Source organism: Dysosmobacter segnis, assembly GCF_014297285.1.
GTDB classification, from domain to species: domain Bacteria; phylum Bacillota; class Clostridia; order Oscillospirales; family Oscillospiraceae; genus Oscillibacter; species Oscillibacter segnis.
The window spans coordinates 87,869-107,458 of record NZ_JACOQI010000006.1 but is presented as its reverse complement, the minus strand read 5'-3'; the positions used below and the strand labels follow the sequence as shown (position 1 = coordinate 107,458).

Annotated in this window: 18 protein-coding genes and 1 pseudogene; 6 read left to right on the top strand and 13 right to left on the bottom strand. The window is 55.0% G+C overall.

The window, feature by feature from the left end:
- Positions 1-8 precede the first annotated feature (8 nt).
- The 4 genes from H8Z83_RS08005 to H8Z83_RS07990 are packed head-to-tail and all read left to right on the top strand — an operon-like array spanning position 9 to position 3,390.
- Positions 9-371: a ComEA family DNA-binding protein gene (locus H8Z83_RS08005; RefSeq protein ID WP_187014555.1), complete on the top strand. Its 363-nt coding sequence runs from the start codon at positions 9-11 to the stop codon at positions 369-371.
- A 13-nt stretch (positions 372-384) separates the two neighbouring features.
- Complete coding sequence (locus H8Z83_RS08000; protein WP_243184835.1) at positions 385-1,062, top strand: response regulator transcription factor; 678 nt, start codon at positions 385-387, stop codon at positions 1,060-1,062.
- Between the two features lie 19 nt (positions 1,063-1,081).
- On the top strand, positions 1,082-2,494 hold the full coding sequence (locus H8Z83_RS07995) for a sensor histidine kinase (RefSeq protein WP_187014553.1): 1,413 nt from the start codon (positions 1,082-1,084) through the stop codon (positions 2,492-2,494).
- Complete coding sequence (locus H8Z83_RS07990; protein ID WP_187014552.1) at positions 2,491-3,390, top strand: GerMN domain-containing protein; 900 nt, start codon at positions 2,491-2,493, stop codon at positions 3,388-3,390. Before H8Z83_RS07995 ends, H8Z83_RS07990 begins: the two co-directional genes overlap by 4 nt.
- Before the next feature lie 49 nt (positions 3,391-3,439).
- Here H8Z83_RS07990 and H8Z83_RS07985 read toward each other — a convergent pair whose 3' ends face one another.
- The 3 genes from H8Z83_RS07985 to H8Z83_RS07975 are packed head-to-tail and all read right to left on the bottom strand — an operon-like array spanning position 3,440 to position 5,464.
- A complete protein-coding gene (locus H8Z83_RS07985; RefSeq protein ID WP_187014551.1) occupies positions 3,440-3,724 on the bottom strand; it encodes a putative quinol monooxygenase in 285 nt (94 codons plus the stop codon).
- Between the two features lie 13 nt (positions 3,725-3,737).
- The gene (locus tag H8Z83_RS07980; RefSeq protein ID WP_187014550.1) at positions 3,738-4,619 is read right to left on the bottom strand and encodes an RluA family pseudouridine synthase; all 882 of its coding nucleotides are present in this window, start codon (positions 4,617-4,619) and stop codon (positions 3,738-3,740) included.
- A complete protein-coding gene (locus tag H8Z83_RS07975; RefSeq protein WP_187014549.1) occupies positions 4,619-5,464 on the bottom strand; it encodes a patatin-like phospholipase family protein in 846 nt (281 codons plus the stop codon). The genes H8Z83_RS07980 and H8Z83_RS07975 overlap by 1 nt, the downstream gene beginning before the upstream one ends.
- Before the next feature lie 105 nt (positions 5,465-5,569).
- Between H8Z83_RS07975 and H8Z83_RS07970 the strand changes: the two genes are divergently transcribed.
- Complete coding sequence (locus H8Z83_RS07970; RefSeq protein ID WP_187014548.1) at positions 5,570-7,339, top strand: ABC-F family ATP-binding cassette domain-containing protein; 1,770 nt, start codon at positions 5,570-5,572, stop codon at positions 7,337-7,339.
- A gap of 695 nt (positions 7,340-8,034) precedes the next feature.
- Positions 8,035-9,495, top strand: a complete 1,461-nt coding sequence (locus H8Z83_RS07965) for a transposase (RefSeq protein ID WP_494546116.1) — start codon at positions 8,035-8,037, stop codon at positions 9,493-9,495.
- Here H8Z83_RS07965 and H8Z83_RS07960 read toward each other — a convergent pair.
- The 10 genes and pseudogenes from H8Z83_RS07960 to H8Z83_RS07915 form a co-directional block, all read right to left on the bottom strand.
- Positions 9,482-9,622: pseudogene (locus H8Z83_RS07960) on the bottom strand (IS256 family transposase); the annotation flags it as partial. The gene H8Z83_RS07965 and the pseudogene H8Z83_RS07960 sit on opposite strands and share 14 nt — an antisense overlap.
- 417 nt (positions 9,623-10,039) lie before the next feature.
- Complete coding sequence (locus H8Z83_RS07955; RefSeq protein ID WP_187014546.1) at positions 10,040-10,717, bottom strand: TetR/AcrR family transcriptional regulator; 678 nt, start codon at positions 10,715-10,717, stop codon at positions 10,040-10,042.
- Positions 10,718-10,978: 261 nt separating this feature from the next.
- The gene (locus tag H8Z83_RS07950) at positions 10,979-12,412 is read right to left on the bottom strand and encodes an SLC13 family permease (RefSeq protein WP_187014545.1); all 1,434 of its coding nucleotides are present in this window, start codon (positions 12,410-12,412) and stop codon (positions 10,979-10,981) included.
- A gap of 110 nt (positions 12,413-12,522) precedes the next feature.
- Entirely contained in the window at positions 12,523-13,287 is a 765-nt protein-coding gene (locus H8Z83_RS07945; RefSeq protein WP_187014544.1) for an SDR family NAD(P)-dependent oxidoreductase, read from the bottom strand.
- Positions 13,288-13,311: 24 nt separating this feature from the next.
- On the bottom strand, positions 13,312-14,145 hold the full coding sequence (locus H8Z83_RS07940) for a CoA-transferase subunit beta (protein WP_187014543.1): 834 nt from the start codon (positions 14,143-14,145) through the stop codon (positions 13,312-13,314).
- A 12-nt stretch (positions 14,146-14,157) separates the two neighbouring features.
- Entirely contained in the window at positions 14,158-15,048 is an 891-nt protein-coding gene (locus H8Z83_RS07935; RefSeq protein ID WP_207732021.1) for a CoA transferase subunit A, read from the bottom strand.
- A 125-nt stretch (positions 15,049-15,173) separates the two neighbouring features.
- Positions 15,174-16,355, bottom strand: coding sequence for a thiolase family protein (locus tag H8Z83_RS07930; RefSeq protein ID WP_243184834.1), 1,182 nt, complete (start codon positions 16,353-16,355; stop codon positions 15,174-15,176).
- A gap of 38 nt (positions 16,356-16,393) precedes the next feature.
- A complete protein-coding gene (locus H8Z83_RS07925) occupies positions 16,394-17,158 on the bottom strand; it encodes an enoyl-CoA hydratase/isomerase family protein (RefSeq protein WP_187014541.1) in 765 nt (254 codons plus the stop codon).
- Positions 17,159-17,162: 4 nt separating this feature from the next.
- Positions 17,163-18,029 (bottom strand): 3-hydroxyacyl-CoA dehydrogenase family protein, encoded by an 867-nt coding sequence (locus H8Z83_RS07920; RefSeq protein ID WP_187014540.1) that lies wholly within the window; start codon positions 18,027-18,029, stop codon positions 17,163-17,165.
- A gap of 3 nt (positions 18,030-18,032) precedes the next feature.
- Complete coding sequence (locus H8Z83_RS07915; RefSeq protein WP_187014539.1) at positions 18,033-19,481, bottom strand: 4-hydroxyphenylacetate 3-hydroxylase family protein; 1,449 nt, start codon at positions 19,479-19,481, stop codon at positions 18,033-18,035.
- Positions 19,482-19,590 lie beyond the last annotated feature (109 nt).

Below are 19,590 nucleotides of genomic sequence, written 5' to 3'. Positions count from 1 at the left end.
GTTCAACCATGGGAGCGAAGTTAAAAGCTGTCAGAACGGAACTGATCCTTCTGGGCCTGACGGCGGTGTTTCTGGGCGGACTGCTGACGGTCTCTTACCGGGACCGGACCACCGCGGAAGTGGCGGTGACGGCGGAGCACACCCTGCCGCCGGAGGAGGTCGAGGTCACGCTAGTGGATCTGAATACCGCCGAAGCGGAGGAGCTTGCCACTTTGCCGGGGATCGGCGAGGGGCTGGCGAAGCGGATCGTTGACTACCGGACGGAGCATGGACCCTTTGAAGGCCCGGAGGGGCTGATGGAGGTCTCCGGCATCGGCGAGAAGAAGTTAGAGGAGCTGCGGGATTACATCACCGTGAGCAATGGCGCATAAAAGGAGCGGAAACTTGAAAATTTTAGTGGTGGATGACGAAAAGACCCTGGTAAAGGGTATGAAATTCAACCTGGAAAATGAGGGCTACGAGGTGGAGTGTGCCTACGACGGCGCGGCGGCGCTGGAGCTGGCCCGGGAGGGACGGTTCGACCTCATCATTCTGGATGTGATGATGCCGGAGATGGACGGGCTGGAAGCCTGTATGAAGATCCGGGAGTTTTCCAACGTGCCCATCATCATGCTGACGGCCAAGAGCGAGGACGCAGACAAGCTCATGGGTTTTGAGTGCGGCGCGGATGACTATCTCACCAAGCCCTTCAACATTCTGGAGCTGAAGGCCCGTGTCCGGGCACTGCTGCGGCGGGCCGCCGGGGTCCAGCGGAGTCAGGGAAGTCTGCTGACCGTAGGCAAGCTCACCCTGAATACCGAGGAACGGGTGGCTATTCGGGACGGGGAACCGGTGGAGCTCACCGCCAAGGAATATGACCTGATCGAGCTGCTGATGCGGAACCCCCGGCGGGTGTACAGCCGGGAGAACCTGATGAATGTGGTGTGGGGCTACACCTACGCCGGAGATTACCGCACGGTGGATGTGCATATCCGCCGCCTGCGGGAAAAGCTGGAGGAAAACCCGGCGGAGCCGGATCATATCCTGACCAAGTGGGGAGTGGGCTACTATTTCAAAGGATAAGGCTTCCAAGAGCAGGCACATGGCCCTTTGGGGCAGCCTGCAAGTCAAATTCGGACTGAGCTACATCGCCGTCATCGCGGCGGTGCTGCTTTTGCTGAACACCTATCCGCTGCTGGTCAGCGAGGATCTGGTGTTCCGCTCCAAGGAGACGAATATGACCGGCAGCGTGTCGGTGGTGGTGTATTCTCTGGCAGGTCTGAACCGGCTGAATCAGGAAAACGTGGCGGCTGCCATGGCGGTGGTGGAGGAGACGGGACTCAGCCGTGTTCTGGTGACGGACAGCGCCGGGTTGGTGCTCTACGATACCCGGGAGACCGGCAGCGCCGTTGGAAAGTACACCTTCTATTCCGAGATCGTGCAGGCATTGGAGGGATATGACGCCTTTTCCTGCTCCTACCGGGACGGGGCCTTCCGCAGCCGCACGGCCTCTCCGGTGCTGTATCAGAACCGGATCATCGGCGCGGTGTACGCCTACGAATATGACACAGAGCAGGCGGCGCTGTTAGAGGGACTGCAAAGCAACCTCCTGAAGCTGTCCGCCGGTATCGCGGCGGCGGTGGTGCTGCTGAGCATCCTGCTCTCCCGGATGCTGACCCGGAAGATTAGCACCCTGCTGACGGCCATCCGCAAGGTCCGGGCCGGTGCCTACGAGCACCGGACCAACATCTCCGGCCGGGACGAGATCGCCCAGATCGGAGAGGAATTCAACAGCCTGACGGATCGGCTTCAGACCACGGAGACCTTGCGCCGCCGGTTTGTGTCTGATGCCAGCCATGAGCTGAAAACGCCGCTGGCTGCCATCCGGCTGCTGACGGATTCCATTTTGCAGACAGACCAGATGGATATGGAGACAGTCCGGGATTTTGTGACGGACATCGGCAGCGAGGCGGAGCGGCTCAGCCGCATCACCGAGGACCTGCTGCGCCTGACCCGGCTGGACAGCGACCTTCTGGACGCACCGGAGACGGTGGAGGTGGCTCCGGTGCTGGAACAGGTCATGCGGATGATGAGCCTGCTGGCCCAGAAGAAGGGCACGGAGCTGACCTACCGCATGGAGGAAAACTGCCGGGTGTCGGCCACCAAGGGGGAAGTCCATCAGGTGATCTACAACCTGACGGATAACGCCGTGAAATACAGCGGCAAAAACGGTAAGGTCCGGGTGGAACTGCGACATGAGGACCATGACGTGGTGCTGACGGTGGCGGATAACGGCCCCGGCATCCCGGAGGAGGATCTGCCAAAGGTGTTCGAGCGGTTTTACCGGGTGGACAAGGCTCGTTCCCGTGCCGCAGGCGGCACTGGTCTGGGACTTTCCATCGTTCAGGATACGGTGAAAAAACGGGGTGGTATGGTTTCTGCTGCCAACCGGCCCAATGGCGGTGCGGTATTCACCGTTCGCTGGCCTGAGGCGGAAGGAGGCGATCACTCATGAAAAAACGCTGGATCGCCATTGCGCTACTGGCCGTGCTGCTGATGGGGATCGGCGGTGCCATCGGGAAAGTCGGCGTCCGCCAGGAGAGCGACGGCAGCGCCTATGCGTTGTATTTTGTGGAGCGGGATCTGCGTTCCGCCGATGGCGGAGACGCCCTCCGGTCCGAGGAACGGACATTAGAGGACAGCGGCCTCTCTACGGAGGAACTGGCGGCAGCGCTGGTGACGGAGCTGTTGAAGGGTCCGGCAGACCCCACGTTGAAAAGCCCGTTCCCAAAGGGAACAGCCCTGCTTTCCGCAGAGCAGAAGGGAACGGAGCTGCGGGTGGATCTCTCTGCGGCTTACAGCACCCTTTCCGGCGTGGGACTGTCTCTGGCGGACTATGCCATTACCCTGACGCTGACGCAGCTGCCGGACGTGGCCCGTGTGCGGATCACCGTGGCGGGCCGGGAGCTGGACTACCGCAGCCGGCAGGTGTTTTTGGCCCGTGACATTCTGACCGTCCCAAAGGAGGACGTGGTGGGCACTGTGGACGCTTCCCTGTACTTTGTGAACGGCGATGGCGCGCTGACGGCGGAAGCCAGAACACTGAACCTCTACGAGGGCGATACGCAGGTTTCCGCCGTGGTGCGGGCACTGGAAAACGGTCCGGAGACCAAGGGCCTGTCCACCGTGCTGCCGGAGGGGTTCAAGGTCCGGAAGGTGTGGCTGGAAGAGGAGATCTGCTATGTGAGCCTGTCCTCGGCGTTGCTGGAGGGCCAGCCGGAGCCGGAGACCCTGTCTCAGGCGGTTCTGGCGCTGGAGCAGTCCTTACTGTCGCTGGAGAGTGTGGAGGAAGTGCGGTTCCTGGTGGACGGCGAACTGGCAGACACCTACGGTCCTATTGACCTGCCGTAAAGAAGAACGAAAAAAGGGCCGTCCGGAAATATGCCGGACAGCCCTTTTCTCAATCATTGAATTTGTCGATGGTAACGGTATCGCAGAACTCTGTTTTCAAGGCTTGCAGCTTGGCGAAGGTCTCCGTCCCGCAGTGGCGCTGCTGGTCCTCCGGGGTTTGCCAGGTTTCCACCAACAGAAGCGCGTCAGGGTCCTGAGCGTCCAAAAAGTAGTCGTATTTCAGGTTGCCGGTTTCGTGAATGGAGCAGGCCCGGACGCCTAAATCGGAAATGGCCTTGAAGAATTCCTCCCGCTTGCCGGGTTTGCAGTGATAGGTGACATTCCATGTGAGCATAGTGGTTCCTCCGTTAAATCAATTTTTCCATGTCCGCCGGAGTTGGGGCGGTGAAATACAGGTGAGTGCCGGTGACCGGGTGGGTCAAGGCCAGCGCGTAGGCGTGGAGAGCGGGGCGGGAGATCAGGTCCGGGTCCTCCGTGCCGTAGAGCCAGTCTCCGGCCAGCGGACAGCCGATGTGGGCCATGTGGACCCGGAGCTGGTGGGTGCGGCCCGTTTCGGGCCGTAGCTTTACGAAGGAGAGGCCATCCCGCTGGGATAAGACCTCGTAATGGCTGACGGCCCGCTGCCCGTCGGAGCGGACCATGCGGCGGACGGCAGAGGTCTCATCCCGGCCGATGGGGGCGTCGATGATGCCGGTGGGCGGCTCCGGGCAGCCCACGCACACCGCCCGGTATTCCCGGGAAAAGCCATCCGTGTGGAGGGTGCGCCGCAGGCGGTCATGGATATAGCCGCTTTTGGCCACGGCCATGAGGCCGGTGGTGCCCTTATCCAGCCGGTTTACCACATGAAAGATAAAGTCCGGCCCCCGCTGATAGGCCAGCGCCCCCGCCACGGTGGGGGTGTCCGGCAGAAAATTGGAGGCGTGGGCCGTCATGCCGGCGGGCTTGTTGAGGATCAGCAGGTGTTCATCCTCATAGACGATGGGAAGGGGCCAGTTTCCCGGCGAGGGAAGGAGCTTAGGCGGGCGCAGATCGTCAGACCGCACCGCTACCACATCCCCGGTATGGACCGGGTCCACCGTCCGGGCGTGGATGCCATTGACCCGGATGCCGTTTTCCGCACGGGTGAGCCGGGCTACGGCGTGGGTGGAGAAGTGGAGCTTCGCCTTCAAAATGTGCCGAACGCAGACGCCGTCCTCCTCCGGCGTCACGGTGTAGGTGATAACCTCCATCAGCTTTTCGCCAGATAGGTCCTGAGGCTGCCCAGCGATGCCGCGGCGTCGCCGGTTCCCAGATCATACACCGCTTGCAGCTTGTCGCTGCGGCGCTCCAGCCGCCCGATCTCAATGGGTTGGCTGGGGTGCAGTACCCACGCCTTTCCCTGCTGTTCCCAGTTCAATAGCTCCCGAAGGGCATTGTTATAGACGTTGTGGCGGTTTTTGAGCTGCTCTGCCAGCGCCGGGTAATGCTTGTACCACAGGTCGATGGGCTTGGGGTTCATGGGCTTCTTTACATAGCTTTTGTCACGGGTGAGGATCACCACCACCCGGTCAAAGCCCAGCTTTTCGGCGGCTCTGAAGGGAATGGAGTCCGCAACGCCGCCGTCCAGATACAGCTTGCCGCCGATCTTCACCGGCTGGGACACGAAGGGCATGGAGGCGGAGGCCCGGATCACGTCCATCTGGGCCATGGCGTGTTCCAGACGGATATATTCCGGCTGGCCGGTCTCCACATTCGTCACCACCGCCCAGAAGGGGACGCCGGAGGCGTCGAAGGTGTCATCGTCAAAGGGGTCCAGCTCTCGGGGGACCTTTTCATAGGCGTATTCCGTGTCTACGATGTTGCCGGTTTTCAGCAGGGGGATCAGCCCCATGTAATGATGGTCGGCGTTGAAGCGCTTGTTGTAGCGGATCACCCGTCCCGGCTGCCGGGAGAGGTAATTCACACCGAAGGCGGCCCCGGCGGACACGCCGATGATGCCGTCGAACTGGATTCCGGCGTTGTAGAAAACGTCTAAGGCCCCAGCGGTATACATTCCCCGCATGGCTCCACCTTCCAAAACAAGACAGGTTTTCATAGCTTAGCCTCCTATCGACACTTGCCGGTTTCAAAAAATTAGTATATAGTATATCACGGAAAAAACAAAACGGCAATCTCGGATTGTCGGAAAAGGAGAACCGCTATGCTTTTATCCGCGGAGCATCTGTCCATCAACTTTGGCAGCCGCCAGCTGTTGGAGGATGTGAATTTTTATCTGAACGAGGGGGACAAGGTAGGCGTCATCGGTATCAACGGCACCGGCAAGTCCACCTTTTTGAAGGTTCTGGCCGGGAAATTAGAGGCTGACGCCGGAACAATCTCCCGAAATCCCAACGTGCAGGTAAGCCTGCTGGAGCAGAATCCCCCCATGGAGGATGACGCCACCGTTCTGGAGCAGGTATTCCTGCATTTCCCCAAGGAATTCCGGGAGCTGAACGAGTACGAGGCAAAAACCATGCTCAACAAGCTGGGCCTGCCGGACTATGAGCAGAAGGTGGGGACCCTCTCCGGCGGACAGCGGAAGCGGGTGGCGCTGGCGGCGGCGCTGATCCACCCGGCGGATGTGCTGGTGCTGGACGAACCCACCAACCATCTGGACGCGGAGATGACTGCCTGGCTGGAGGACTGGCTTCGCCGTTTCAAGGGCGGACTGGTGATGGTGACCCATGACCGCTATTTTCTGGAGCGGGTGGTGAACCACATCACGGAGCTGAGCCGGGGCAAGCTGTATCATTACGAGGCTAACTATTCCAAATATCTGGAGCTGAAGGCACAGAGGGCGGAAATGGCGGAGGCCAGTGAGCGGAAGCGGCAGTCCATCCTGCGGACGGAGCGGGAGTGGATCATGCGTGGCTGCCGGGCCCGGACCACCAAAAGCCGGGACCGTATCGAGCGATATGAGGCCCTGAAAAATCAGGAGGCCCCGGAGACGGACGATACCATGCAGCTGGCGGCGGCGTCCAGCCGTCTGGGTAAAAAGCTGATCGAACTGCACGATGTCAGCAAGACCTACGAGAGCCGCACGGTTATTCGCGACTTCTCCTACAATCTGCTGCGGAATGACCGCATCGGCATCGTGGGGCACAACGGCGCCGGAAAATCCACGCTGCTGCGGCTGTTTGCGGGGGAACTGTCCCCGGACAGCGGCACGGTGGACATCGGCACCACTGTGAAGATCGGCCACTTTTCTCAGGAGGGTCGGGAGCTGGATCTGAACCAGCGTGTCTACGATTTTATCCATGACATCGGCGACGAGGTCCGCACCGACGAGGGTACCTTCACCGCCAAGGCCATGATGGAGCGGTTCCTGTTCCCCAGCGATTTGCAGTCAGTCCCCATCGGACGGCTCAGCGGCGGAGAACGGCGGCGGCTGTACCTGCTGTCCATTCTGATGGAAGCCCCCAACGTCCTGCTGCTGGACGAGCCGACCAACGATCTGGACGTGATGACCCTCTCCATTCTGGAGGACTATCTGCAGGGTTTCCCGGGTCCCATCCTCATCGTGTCCCATGACCGATTCCTACTGGATAAGCTGGCGGAGCAGGTCTTTGAGGTGCGGGACGGCGAGGTGCTGCGTTACAGCGGCAACTGGTCCGACTGGAAGGCCAAGCGGAAAGAGGAAGAAGCGCCCGCCAAGGCGGAAAAGCCCAAGGCGGCTCAGGAGCGGCCCCGGGAGCGGAAATTGAAATTCTCTTTCAAGGAGCAGCGGGAGTTCGAGACCATCGACGAGGACCTGGCGGCTCTGGAGCAGCAGATCCGGGAGTGCGAGGAAGCCCAGGGGGCCTGCGGCAGCGATTATGTGAAGCTTCAGGAATTGCAGGCTAAACAGGCGGAGCTGGAAGCCGCTCTGGAGGAAAAAACAGAGCGGTGGATGTACCTCACGGAGCTGAAGGAAAAAATCGACGCACAGTGAGTTTGCGTTAGAATGGATTCAATCAAAAGAAAAAGGAGCGGCAAAGGGCATCCCGCATAAGAACAACAAAGATATACTGTTCGGACCGCATTGAGAAGCTGCCTGCACTAATATTTAGGGCAGGCAGCTTCTTTGGCATATATCCGGTTGTCGTACTCCGCAGTCAGCTCCTGTATCGTAAAGGGACAAGTGCAGTATATTGACGAGATACTTGTTAAACCATTCCTCTGTCCAGTAACTTCCACAGTTATAGTTGTAATAGCAGAGCACCCCTATTTCATTTTGGCAATTCACCCGTTTCCGGAACGTAGCAATGACCTTATATGCCTCGTTCTTTCGAACAGCAGATCAAGGTATACAATGAACGATTTGAGCGAAGCACAAAAACATTTATGGAGACACTTGCCGATATTTAAGAGAGCTGTATTCAACCAACATCAAGTCAGGCCAATGATAGAACGTTAAAAAATAAGTATTATGATATCACATCTCAGCCTATCATCAATCATGAAATTGACTGATGGATATAGGGATCCAAAGGTCAGAAAGTCAAAAATGACTTGTGAAAAATCAGAGAAAGGCCGAAAGATGTCCCATATTGAACTGCATGATATCGTGTGTGGTCCCGTCAAGATTTGGACCTGTTGACAAAGTGGCGCGCAGATCCTTTCTGTGGTAAAATAGTTATAGGAGGGATGCAGCATGATGGGACACCAAAGCAGACAAATGGCAATGCTTTTCGTAGATATAGAGTCACTGATTCCAGAAACCCATCTGCTGCGGAGATCGAGCGGATGGTATCCTTTGATTTCATCTATGATCTTCTGGCACCATATTATCCGGCAACAGGCCGTCCATCTGTCGACCCTGTCAGTATGTTCAAAATGCTCTTGATCGGATACCTGTATGGCATCAAATCAGAGCGGCGGTTGGTGGAGGAAGTTCAGCTCAACATCGCCTACCGATGGTTTTGTGGATTTGAACTGGATGACACGATCCCAAATCACTCCACATTCAGCAAGACCAGAACACGAAAATGGCAGCAGAGCAGCCTTTTTCAGAAAGCCTTTTATGAAATAGTCAAGCAATGCATAGACAGCGGGCTGATTGACGGAGAAGCCATGGCTGCGGATGGAAGCTATATTCCGGCCAACGTATCAAGAGAAAGCTGGATCAATGTAGAAACAGAAGTTGAACAGAGTATGCAAAGCTATCTCGATTCTTTGGATGAAGAGCTTTCCAATCAGCCGGGTTTCAAAAAGCCGCCAACAAAAATTGTAAGGAAGTGCCGTACCACCAGCCAAACAGATCCAGACAGCGGTTATATCAATCACGGCAGCAAACGCGGCATCGGGTATCTGATGGAAGCAACTGTGGATTGCAAACACGGCATCTTAACAGGCGTTGATGTGTATTCTGCCAATGAGAAGGAAAGCGTCCTGATCTTGCGGCATTTGGAACGGCAAATCAATCTTGGCATCCCAATGAGCCGGCTTGCTCTGGATCGCGGATACGAAACTGGTGCTGTTCACCGGGGGCTGGAGCTTCTGGGCATTATCGGATATATCCCCGCAATTCAATTCTCCAATCCACCTGAGAAATATGGATTCTCCTACGATCCACAGCTGGACGCATTCATCTGTCCGGAAGGAGTTCCTCTTACGTACCACAGGCTAAATTGCAGCAAATCGACGGGCAAATATCTGCGTTGCTGCCAGGTCGAGGGCGATGTCTGTATGCACTGTCCAAAACGGCTGGGCTGTTTTGACAAGGCTGGAATTCGGCGCAGAGTGCTGGCCAGCAGCTGCTATCCGGCATTTTTCAGAGGGCATCAGCGCGTGGGAACTCCTGAATACCTGTCCATGATGCGGCTTCACAAAATCTGGGCCGAGGGCAGTTTCTCCGTCTTGAAACGGGAACACTGTATTTCAAGGATTCGAGAAAGGGGCATTCTCGCGGCTACGGAAGAATGCCTCCTTGCCGCCATGGCCCTAAATCTTAAGCGGATGGCAAAATGCCACCTTTCGCTATCTCACAATTTATTATTCTGCTGGAACCACTGTGGGTTTCAGCAGTTTTTTGCTTTTGTCAACAGGTCCAGATTTATGCGCAAATTTATTTGCAGGTTCCAGCTGAATGAAGTCAGCCGGCAATAGAGGCGTCGTCCAGAGCCGCCTCCAAATGCTTCATGTCCATGTACTTCTTGTTGCCCCACTGGGTGCCGGCCACATGGCGAAGCCGGGCGCCGACCAGCATCAGGGCAGAATTGCCGTCTGGGAAACTGCTATCCGGATTTTTTCAGAGGACATCAAGCAAGGGGTGGGAACGCCTGAATACCCGTCCATGCTGCGGCTTCGCAGGATCTGGACTGTGGGCAGTTTCTCCGCCTTGAAACGGGAACACTGCATTTCAAATATTAGAAAAAGGGGCATTCTTGCAGTGATGGAAGAATGCCCCTTTGCTATCATGGCTCTACATCTTAAACAGATGAGAAATGCCATTTTTTCTATCTCTAAATTTGCAACAGCCCATCAAAAGGGGTGTACCATTCGTTGAAATACCGCGACGCATAATGGCAAAAAATCATGGCTATGCCAAATACAGAACGCATATATCTTGTAAACAGGCATTATAAACAGAAGGAGTCTGTCATTCAAAAGTCGATCCGCTCTGCACAGCTATGGAAAAGTGCTGCTACGGTCAGTTGTTTGCAGTCAGTGCACTATACAGAGGATTTTTCTCGCCATCTGCCACAAGCTGAGAGAGCATCATATCCAAATGCTGAAACGCCACAGTTTTCAAATCATAGCTGCCATTTTTCAGCGCCCAGTCAATGGTGAGTCCGCGCGAAAAAATAAGCAGAGAGTTTGCGATAAAGTCCACAGGAAACTGTGCTTTCAGCTCACCGCTTGCAATACCGTTTTGCAGGATGTTCAGCAGCGTTCTATACATCACACGCTCCTGAGAGTAAAAAAAGGTATTGCCGTTATCGATTTGCTTGAACTGTCCGGAATACTGGCGCACGATAAACTGCACGCCCTTTTCCGACACATAATCATACTTTAAAGAAAATAGCTGATACAGCTGGTCGATGCTGGCGCCGCTGAGCGGTTTTTCCCGAATCGATTTAGAGATAAACTCATCGTATGCGATGTACTGTTCCTGAAAGACCGCATCCAGCGATGTGAAATAGTGGTAAAATGTACCGACGGAAATATTGGCCGCCTTGCATACATCTGTAATTTTCAGCGCCGCAAACCCTTTTTTGGTTCCCAGCTCCATGGTTTTCTTAAATATTTTCTGCCGTGTCCGCAGTGCTTGCTTTTTTCTGGAGGTCAGCTCCTGATTCTGCTTACCGGCCTGATCATTTTTTTCCAATATAGACACCCTCACAATTCCGTGCAGAGTTTTTATTGAATATATTCATATTACCTGTTATCGCACATAATTGCAACAAAAGTTTCTATGAAAAAATTCGATTCATGTTAAATTTTTCCACCAGATAAGATCTATAGGAAAAACTCTGAACAAGCTTGACATGATTTCAAAGCAATGCAGCACATGATTGGTCGCTGCTGCGATTCGATATAATAGATGCGGATCGCTGGGGAAGCCTGTTGCCTGCAGTCAAACACGCGGTCAAATACAACCCAGCCATTTCCAATACGGGACACTGATCAGAAAAGCTGTTAGAGACAGCATCTCGTATACAAAGCAGGCTTTTATTGTTCCCCGATGAGAGATGGTATTCTGCATACAGTTGAACGCCGGAAGGAATACTAAATTCTGGTAAGGCGTGAACCAGCAGAGCATAGTTGCGTAAATAACAAAGCCGATGCCCAGCGGACAGATTCCTACTGCCTGAAAAACCGGCAGCAATACTGTCATTGTCAGGGTAATGGTTGCCATCAGGGAGATCAGCAGCAGCCTTAGCAGCATAACGCTCACCGCCACTACAAGGATCAGAAGCCAGGTATTGTCCACTATGCTGAATATCGGCAGCAGCAGTTCCTGAAGCCACTTATTGATGCCAACCTGTTTCAATAGGATTCCGATGTTTAGTGCGCCGCCCAAAAATACAATCAGCGGCCACGGCACAGATGTAGATAGCTCATTGGGCTCCAACACCCCCAGAAGGAAGCAAGCCAGCGCACCGCAGAGAGAAACTGTTGTGGCATCGATGTGCAGAATATTCTCGAAGATCCATAGTAGCAGGCAGACCCCAAGAATCACGCCGATCTTCTTTTCATCCTTAGAAGGCTTGCCCATCTCATCCAGCTTCTGCCGAATATATGCCCCTGAGATTTGCCGTTTCTCACTGGGGCGGCAGGCCGTGAGGATGAATAGAAGCATTCCGCCTGCTACGATCACCAGCCACGGTAGCATGCACGCCAGCCAGTAGAGGAATGTTGCGCGCTGCTGAAGCTCCTGCGGCAAAATGGCCAGCATAGCATAGCCGTTGGTTCCTGCCGTTTTGAATGCCGGACAAAGGAAGCCGAACCCGATCACAGCGGCCAGAAACAGTCCGTATCGCCCGGAAGCCTCCGCCGGATATTCCATGGCATCCGCAACGCTGCAGGCCATGGTCGCTCCCAGGATCATCTTCGCTGTAGCGCTTGGGATCAGCGGCGAGCAGATCAGCCCCACCGTCAGCAACGCTAATACCTGGCCTAAAAAGGTGGGGGGGAAGTGCTGCATCAGCTTCAGTGCAATCCGCCGGATTAGTCCGGTACGATTTACTGCCGTCGTGATACAGAACACACCTACAAACAGCCAAACCGTGGAATTGGTGTAGGAGCTGAATGCACCGGATACATCTGTGATTTTCATTATGACCCACAGACATTGAAGCAGAAGCGCGACCATCCAGTCGCTGATGACCGCACCTGCCCACCAGCATATCGCAAGGAACACCGTACCCAGCACCATCATGGCACTGCGGCCGGTGCTGCCAACGCTTTCCGCTGCAGCCTGCAGTGCAGCCGGAGACGGCAGTACCACGCAGAACAGGATGCACAGTAATGCACCTAAGCATCCCATTATGGCCCTTTTTATAGAAATATGCCCTTTCACCAAAGCTGTCCCCCTTCGATGGAGTAAAAACAGGGCGGATCGCCGTGAGAATTCTCTGGCGATGCCGCCCCGTTCTGTTTTAGCTGCACCGATATACTGGCATCAGGTCATTACTCACACAACCATCCGCCATCCGCCGCAATCACAGCGCCGGTCACATAATTGGACGCATCAGATGCAAGGAAGATCACACTCCCGATCACATCCTCCACGCTGCCCAGCCGCCGCATGGGAATCTTGCGCACAATGCTGTTGTATACCTTTTCGTTTTCAAATTCCTTCTTGTTGATCTCTGTCACAATATAGCCGGGAACCAACGCATTGACGTTGATATTGTAGCGGGCCCATTCCATCGCCAATCCCTTGGTGACCTGAGCCAGACCACCCTTGGCCGCGAGATATGGCAGCACCAGCTTGCCGCCTACATAACCATAAACGGAGATGGTATTGATAATACGGCCATAATTCTGCCGGATCATCACCTTGCCAACAGCCTGTGCCACCATAAACGCACCGCGCAGATCCACATTCACCACGCGATCCCATTCTTCCATGGTCAGATCTTCTGCTTTTTTGGTGATTGCGGCGCCGGCGTTGTTCATCAGAATATCAATGCGGCCAAACTCCGCCATAGCCTTGTCCACCATGGCGTTGATAGCGCTCTGATCCGTTACATCCGTGGGAACCGCCAGTGCGCGGCGGCCCATGGCTCGGATTTCCTCTGCTGTGGACTCACATTCAGAAACCGTGCGGCCGACAACGACGATATCGGCGCCGGCATTGGCCAATCCGAGTGCCAGAGCATGACCAATATTTTTCGTTGCGCCAGTGACCAAGGCCACCTGCCCAGTCAGGTCAAAGGTAGGAAACTTCATATTTAATCCTCCATATGTACTTGATCAGATTGCATGATCCAGAGAGCTTTCCAGCATAGCAATATATTTCTCAAAGGTCAGCTCCTTCAGACCATTTCCAATAAAGATTCCCTGCGGGTCCAGCATGTGAATGATCTGCAGCTCCTTCTCAGTAGGTGCCTTCGTTTCCTTCAGATCATTAGATATCAGCAGCTCCCATGGAATCTCCTTTTTCACATCCTCCACCGTTACATTCGGGTGGATGCTGTCCAGCATCAGCTCCCGCGTTTCCGGATGGAACCGGAAGATGCATTTGTCCGTAATGACTGCCGCCGGACCGCCTCTTGGCAGGCCGGAGCGTTCCCGGCTGTCTCCGCCAGTAAGATAACCGGGAGAGGTGATGTAATCTACCCGTTCCAGAAAGCGCCGCCGCTGCAAAGGAATGGAAATGACAGTGCGGCCCGCACAGCTGGCGATATCGTTGGCGCCGCCGCTGCCGGGAAGCCGAGAGGCCGGGGCAAAATAATTGCCGTCCCCGAAAATCGCCGTACTGTTCAAGTTTCCGTAGCGATCGACCTGTGCGCCGCCCACCATGCCGACATCTACAAAGCCGTTCTGCTGATCGGCAAACAGCCGCCACAGCGGCATGACGGTCATGGCATTCTCGCTGCATGCGCTGTCACCAATCCCCAGGATCAGCCGCTTCGGCCGGGGCCCCAGCGCACCGCCCTCTGTGGCAATCATGGCACTGGGGGCATGGGTCTTCTGCGCCAGCAGAGCGCCCAGGAGTGGGTTGCCCACGCCGGCAAAGATCACCTCGCCGTCCTGTATCTCACGGGCAGATGCAACAATCATCAGCTCACTTAATGTGTACTCCATGTTCCCCACCCCTTAATAAACGCTGGGGTTGAACTTCTCTTCCATCTGATGGAGCTTCATGAGACGTTCAAAACCCACTTCACGCAGATATTCATTCCAGTCCTCTACACCATAGCAATAGCGCTCCATCCAGATCTCAAAGCCCTCGCGGGTTTTAAACGCCTTCATCTGCTGACTATGGAAGGGCAGGTCGTAAATGTAATCATAGGCCATGTTCCATGGATGGCTGGCAAAGGGCACTTCACACACCGCATCCACGGTGTAACCCGGAACAATGGTCAAATTCGGCGTCTTTCGGATCAGCTCCTGGTCCACCAGCTTTTCACAGGTCAGAATCGTATGCTTTGCAGCTCGGGCTATATTTTCTGCGCTGGCGGAAATGCCAAAGTACTGCCCGTTTCCAAACCGATCTGCCCGGGAACAGTGAATCAGAGCCACATCGGGCTGTGCTGCCGGCACCAAAGAAACTTTTTCCCCAGTATAGGGGGCTTCCATTTCCTGGATCCGGCTATTATATTTTGCAAAATCAGATCCGAGGAAAGACTTTGTCGGCAGGAAGGGCACCCCCATAGCGCCAGCCAGAAACCGCAGGGACATACCGTAATTGGAATACTCTTCCAATTCTATCTCCCTAGGTACCTTCTGCTCCACACAACGCCGGAAGTTATAACCAAGGCCAGCCACGGCATAAGCAATCCAAGCTACCTCCGCCTTCTTCACCAGTCCTGCGCCGATGAGAATATCTGCGGGTTCTGCAGGGCTTTCACAGATCAGCGTTAGGTTTCCGATTCGCTGCCGGGCAATCTCGTACGCATGAGCCACACACTGGGTTCCGCCCATACCGCCAAAGGCCACCGTACTTCCCTCATGAACAAACTTCTGGACAGCCTCTGTCAGGGTCATCCTCTTATCCTGTTTTTTTCTGAATTCATTTGCACCCAAGAAATTACACTTCCTTTTGTAGGAGAACCGGGATTTGCTTCCGCAAATCCCGGCCCCCAGTCTTGTTTTACACAGAGGGCATTCCTTTACAGGCACTCGATCAGGACGGCCGTACCCATACCACCGCCTGCACACAGCGTTGCTACGCCGTACTTCTGACCTCTCCGGCGCAACTCATACATCAGTGAGATGATAATACGCACACCAGTGGCACCTACCGGATGGCCAAGAGAAATGCCGCCTCCGTTAACGTTCAACTTCTCCAAGGGAATGCCCAGTTCTCGCTGACAGGCCACACACTGGGCGGCAAAGGCTTCGTTGATTTCAAAAAGGTCAATGTCTCCAATCCCAAGCCCTGCCTTCTCCAGAACTGCCCGAGTGGCGCTGATGGGGGCGATGCCCATCACCTCAGGAGGCACTCCGGTGGTAGCAACGGACACTACCCGAGCCAGTGCCTGTACGCCGCTAGCCTCCGCATAGGCACGATCCATCAGCACTACACCGGCTGCAGCGTCATTCATGCCAGAGGAATTGCCGGCAGTCACGCGGCCGTTCTCTTTAAAGGATGGGTTCAACTTTGCCAGTGTTTCCAGTGTTGTACTCCGTCTGGGATACTCATCGGTGCCATATACTATATCTCCCTTTTTGCCATGCACCGTTATAGGGATAATTTCCGCCTGAAAATGCCCTGCATCAATGGCGGCTGCTGCCCGTTGCTGAGAAAGCAGTGCGTAGCGATCCATGTCCTCACGGGTGACGTGATAGGTATCCGCCACATTTTCTGCGGTAATACCCATGGCGGGACCTACACCCAGATTCGTCAGAGAATCCCACATGGAGTCTCGCAGCTCCATATGGCCGAACTTCTGCCCATAGCGGGCGTTGAATACCATGTGTGGTGCGGTGCTCATGCTGTCAGCGCCCCCAGCAAAAATACACTTTGCTTCACCGGCCTTGATCTGGTAGTAGCCCATTTGCACTGAGGACATAGATGAGGTGCAGTTTCGATGCACCGTAATGCCCGGAACAGAATCTGGGAGGCCTGCCTTTATCAGTGCCACACGGGCCAGATTGTTCTCCTTATAGGTCCGCTGGTAGTTGCACCCCCAGATCACATCGTCCACGCAGGCAGGATCAATGCCGGAACGGAGCACCAGCTCCTTCATGATGGGGATGGACAGATCCAACGCGGTCAGGGTTTTGAACTGGCCGCCGATGGTGCCGATGGGGGTTCTGCATCCGGCGGTAATTACAATGTCGTTCATCATTTCAGTTATCCTTTTTCTGTAGACTGATGGCCGCCCGTTCAGCGGTCGGCAAAAGAGGGCTTCCGCTTCTCCAGAAACGCATGCATGCCTTCTTTCTGGTCATAGGTAGCGAACATACCGCTCCAGTTTTCCGCCTCCATGGCAACGGCCTCCGTTACAGAGGTCATCTCCATGCCGGCCAGAATTGAGTGTTTAGCAACCTCCAGTGCCGCGCGGCTCTTTTTTGCGATTTTCATCGCCATCTCCATGGCTGCTGTCAGCACGTCTCCATCGGATACCACTCGGTTTACCAGCCCGATCCGCTCTGCATCGGCTGCAGAAAGCGAACTGCCTGTAAAGATCATCTCCATCGCCTTAGCGCCGCCGATCAAACGAGGCGCACGGATGGTACCGCCTGCTCCGGGCATGATACCAAGGCCGATCTCCGGAAACCCAAGCTTTGCCGATTCTCCGCAGATGCGGAGGTCACAGGCCAGCGCCAGCTCCAGTCCGCCGCCCAGCGCATAGCCCTCCATAGCGGCGATCGTTGGCACCGGCAGTTGCACCATGCGATTATAGACTGGAGAGAATGCAAACGCCTTCGCCCCTTCAGGGTCACAGTCGGCCATTTGGGCGATATCGGCGCCGGCAGCAAAGTTCTTGCTGCCGTGAAGAATCACGCACTTGACCTCTTTTCGGGACTCGATTTCGCTGATGCATGCATCCAACTGGTCAATAAGCTCTCTGTTTAGGGCGTTCAAAGCCTCCGGGCGGTGAATGGAAACTACCGCCACAGCACCTTCATAGCGTACAGAAATCCCCATACCCTTACCCCTTCGGTGTGTAGTCGTAGAAACCCTTACCAGACTTTCGGCCATACTCGCCCTTTGCATAGTGCTCCGTCAGGCAGGCAGCTGGCAGGTCGGCCTTGTCACCGGATGTGCGGAATCGCTCCATGTAGACATTGTACTCTAGATCCAATCCGGTCATATCCAGGGTCTCAAGCGGCCCCATGGAGTGACCCAACGCCCCCTTGACGGCGGTATCAATGGCCTCTGGCGTTGCAATACCGGCATCAACCAGATAACAGGCTTCACGAGTCAGTGCGCTAAAAATCCGGTTTACCACAAATCCATAAATTTCCTTTTCAATTTTCACCGGCGTCTTGTCAATGGACTGCACAAAGCGGAACGCCGTATCAAAGGTATCCTGTGAGACGTGGGGGCCTTTCACCACTTCCACAATCTTCATCACCAGTGCCGGGTTGAAGAAGTGAACATTCAGCACGTGGGAAGGATCCTTCACCGCATGACAGAAGCGGGAACTGACGATATAGGAGCTATTGCTGGCATAGATACAGTGAGCGGGAGCGTATTCATCTAATGCCTTCAGGGACTTGATTTTGATCTTCAGAATATCGGGTACCGCATCAATAATTAGGTCTGCCTCCCCCGCGGCCTCCTGAATGTCTGAGGAGTAGTGCAAAGCTGCCTGTGCCTTTGCAGCAGCCTCAGCGGAAAGCTTCCCCTTCTGTACCCGCTTAGCAAACCAGTCATCCGCAAAGGCCTTTGCCTTTTCCAACTGGGCGGGGAATACGTCATAGGTGGTCACTTGGTAACCATGGAGTGCCACCTGCATAGCGATCTGTGTGCCCATCAGGCCCGCCCCGGATACTGTTACATGTTTGATTTCCATCTATCAGCCCTCATTCTTGGAGTCATCAATGCCGGCCAGGCGCTTGACAATATTCTTCCGCTTCTCCACATCGTAGTTGGTGCGGATACCGATTTTCTCCATGATGGGAGAACCACCGCCGTGGATACCCGCGGCCTGCTCCATACCACACCATGCAGAGACAGTGAAATCGTCTAAGAATCTGAACAGCCGGTGTTGGTTTTCCGCACTGATCTTAGGGTTGCGCATGATATACTTCTCCAGATAGGGTCGAGTCTCGGGGTTCAGCCAGTCACCCTCGAAGGGCAGAGTCGCCGCCATGCCTCCGGTGGTGGAGATAAGAATGTCATACTCATGCATAATGTTCTTACCCGCATGGAAGCGGCCGCAGTTGGTGTACATAAAGTTGGGCTCCCGCGCACCGGATGGAGTAACCTTGGAGGTGGTAGAGGCGGCAATACCCGCACCGTAGACTAGTTCGGCGGTAGCCTCCAGCTCGGCCAATTCGTCCTGAATATGGGGTGCCTTTGGCACACCGTTGTATTCCGCCACCAGTGCAGTGGCACCGATGAACACATCCGTGATGGCAGGCTTGCAGCCGCAGTAGCTGAAACGGTGGTTGTTGGCGAAGGACAGTGCCAGACGGCCGCCGAAGTCCGCCTCACCGCACATGAAGATACGCTCGTTGGGAATGAACACATGATCCAGCACAGTCATGGTGTCACAAATACCATAGTTATTATAGGGGGCTTTCAATTCAATGCGGGGATTGGGAGAAACGGGGCGGGAAATCAGAGTCACACCTTCAGCGTCGGCGGGAACCGCAAAGGCCACGGCCCAGTCGGCATCAGCTCCCTTCAGAGCGCGGGTGGGCAGCACCAGAATTTCGTCGGCATAGGGAGCAGTGGTGTTGTGGGCCTTGCAGCCGGAAACGATAATGCCGTCCTCACGGCGCTCCACAATGCGCATGTACAGATCGGGATCCACCTGCTCAGAGGGACGCTTGGATCGGTCGCCCTTCACGTCGGTCTGACCAGCATTGCCAACCAGATCGTTATCCTGATACCACGCCAGATACTTCTTGAAGCGCTCGTGGTAGTTAGTGCTATAGTGCTGATCCACCTCATAGGTAGAGACGTATAAGGCATTAATGGCATCGCAGCCCATGCATCTCTGAATGCAGCCGCCAGCCAGATGACCCAGTTCCCGGATCATGGCCTGTTTTTTCAGCAGATCGTCTGGCGTCTGATAGATATGGGTAAAGCGGTTAATCGTGTGACCGGTAAGATGAGAGGTTGCGGTAGCCAACTCCCGGAGTTCGGGATCGTCGGACATGGCAGCATCGAAAGTGATGCCCATAATGTTCTGGCCACCCAGCAGTCGAGGGTCGTTACGCTCCACCAGTTCGCCATTGATATAGACGTTTTTGCGCATGGAGTTCAGTTTTTCCTGGTATTCTTTGAATGTACGCATTCCTATGCTCTCCTATTTGTTAGTTAAAAGAAAGGGCTGGCAGTCATATGTGTTTCAAATGACTGCCGGCCCTGTTTCATCACATTCTGTCGATCAACGCTTTCTGGCC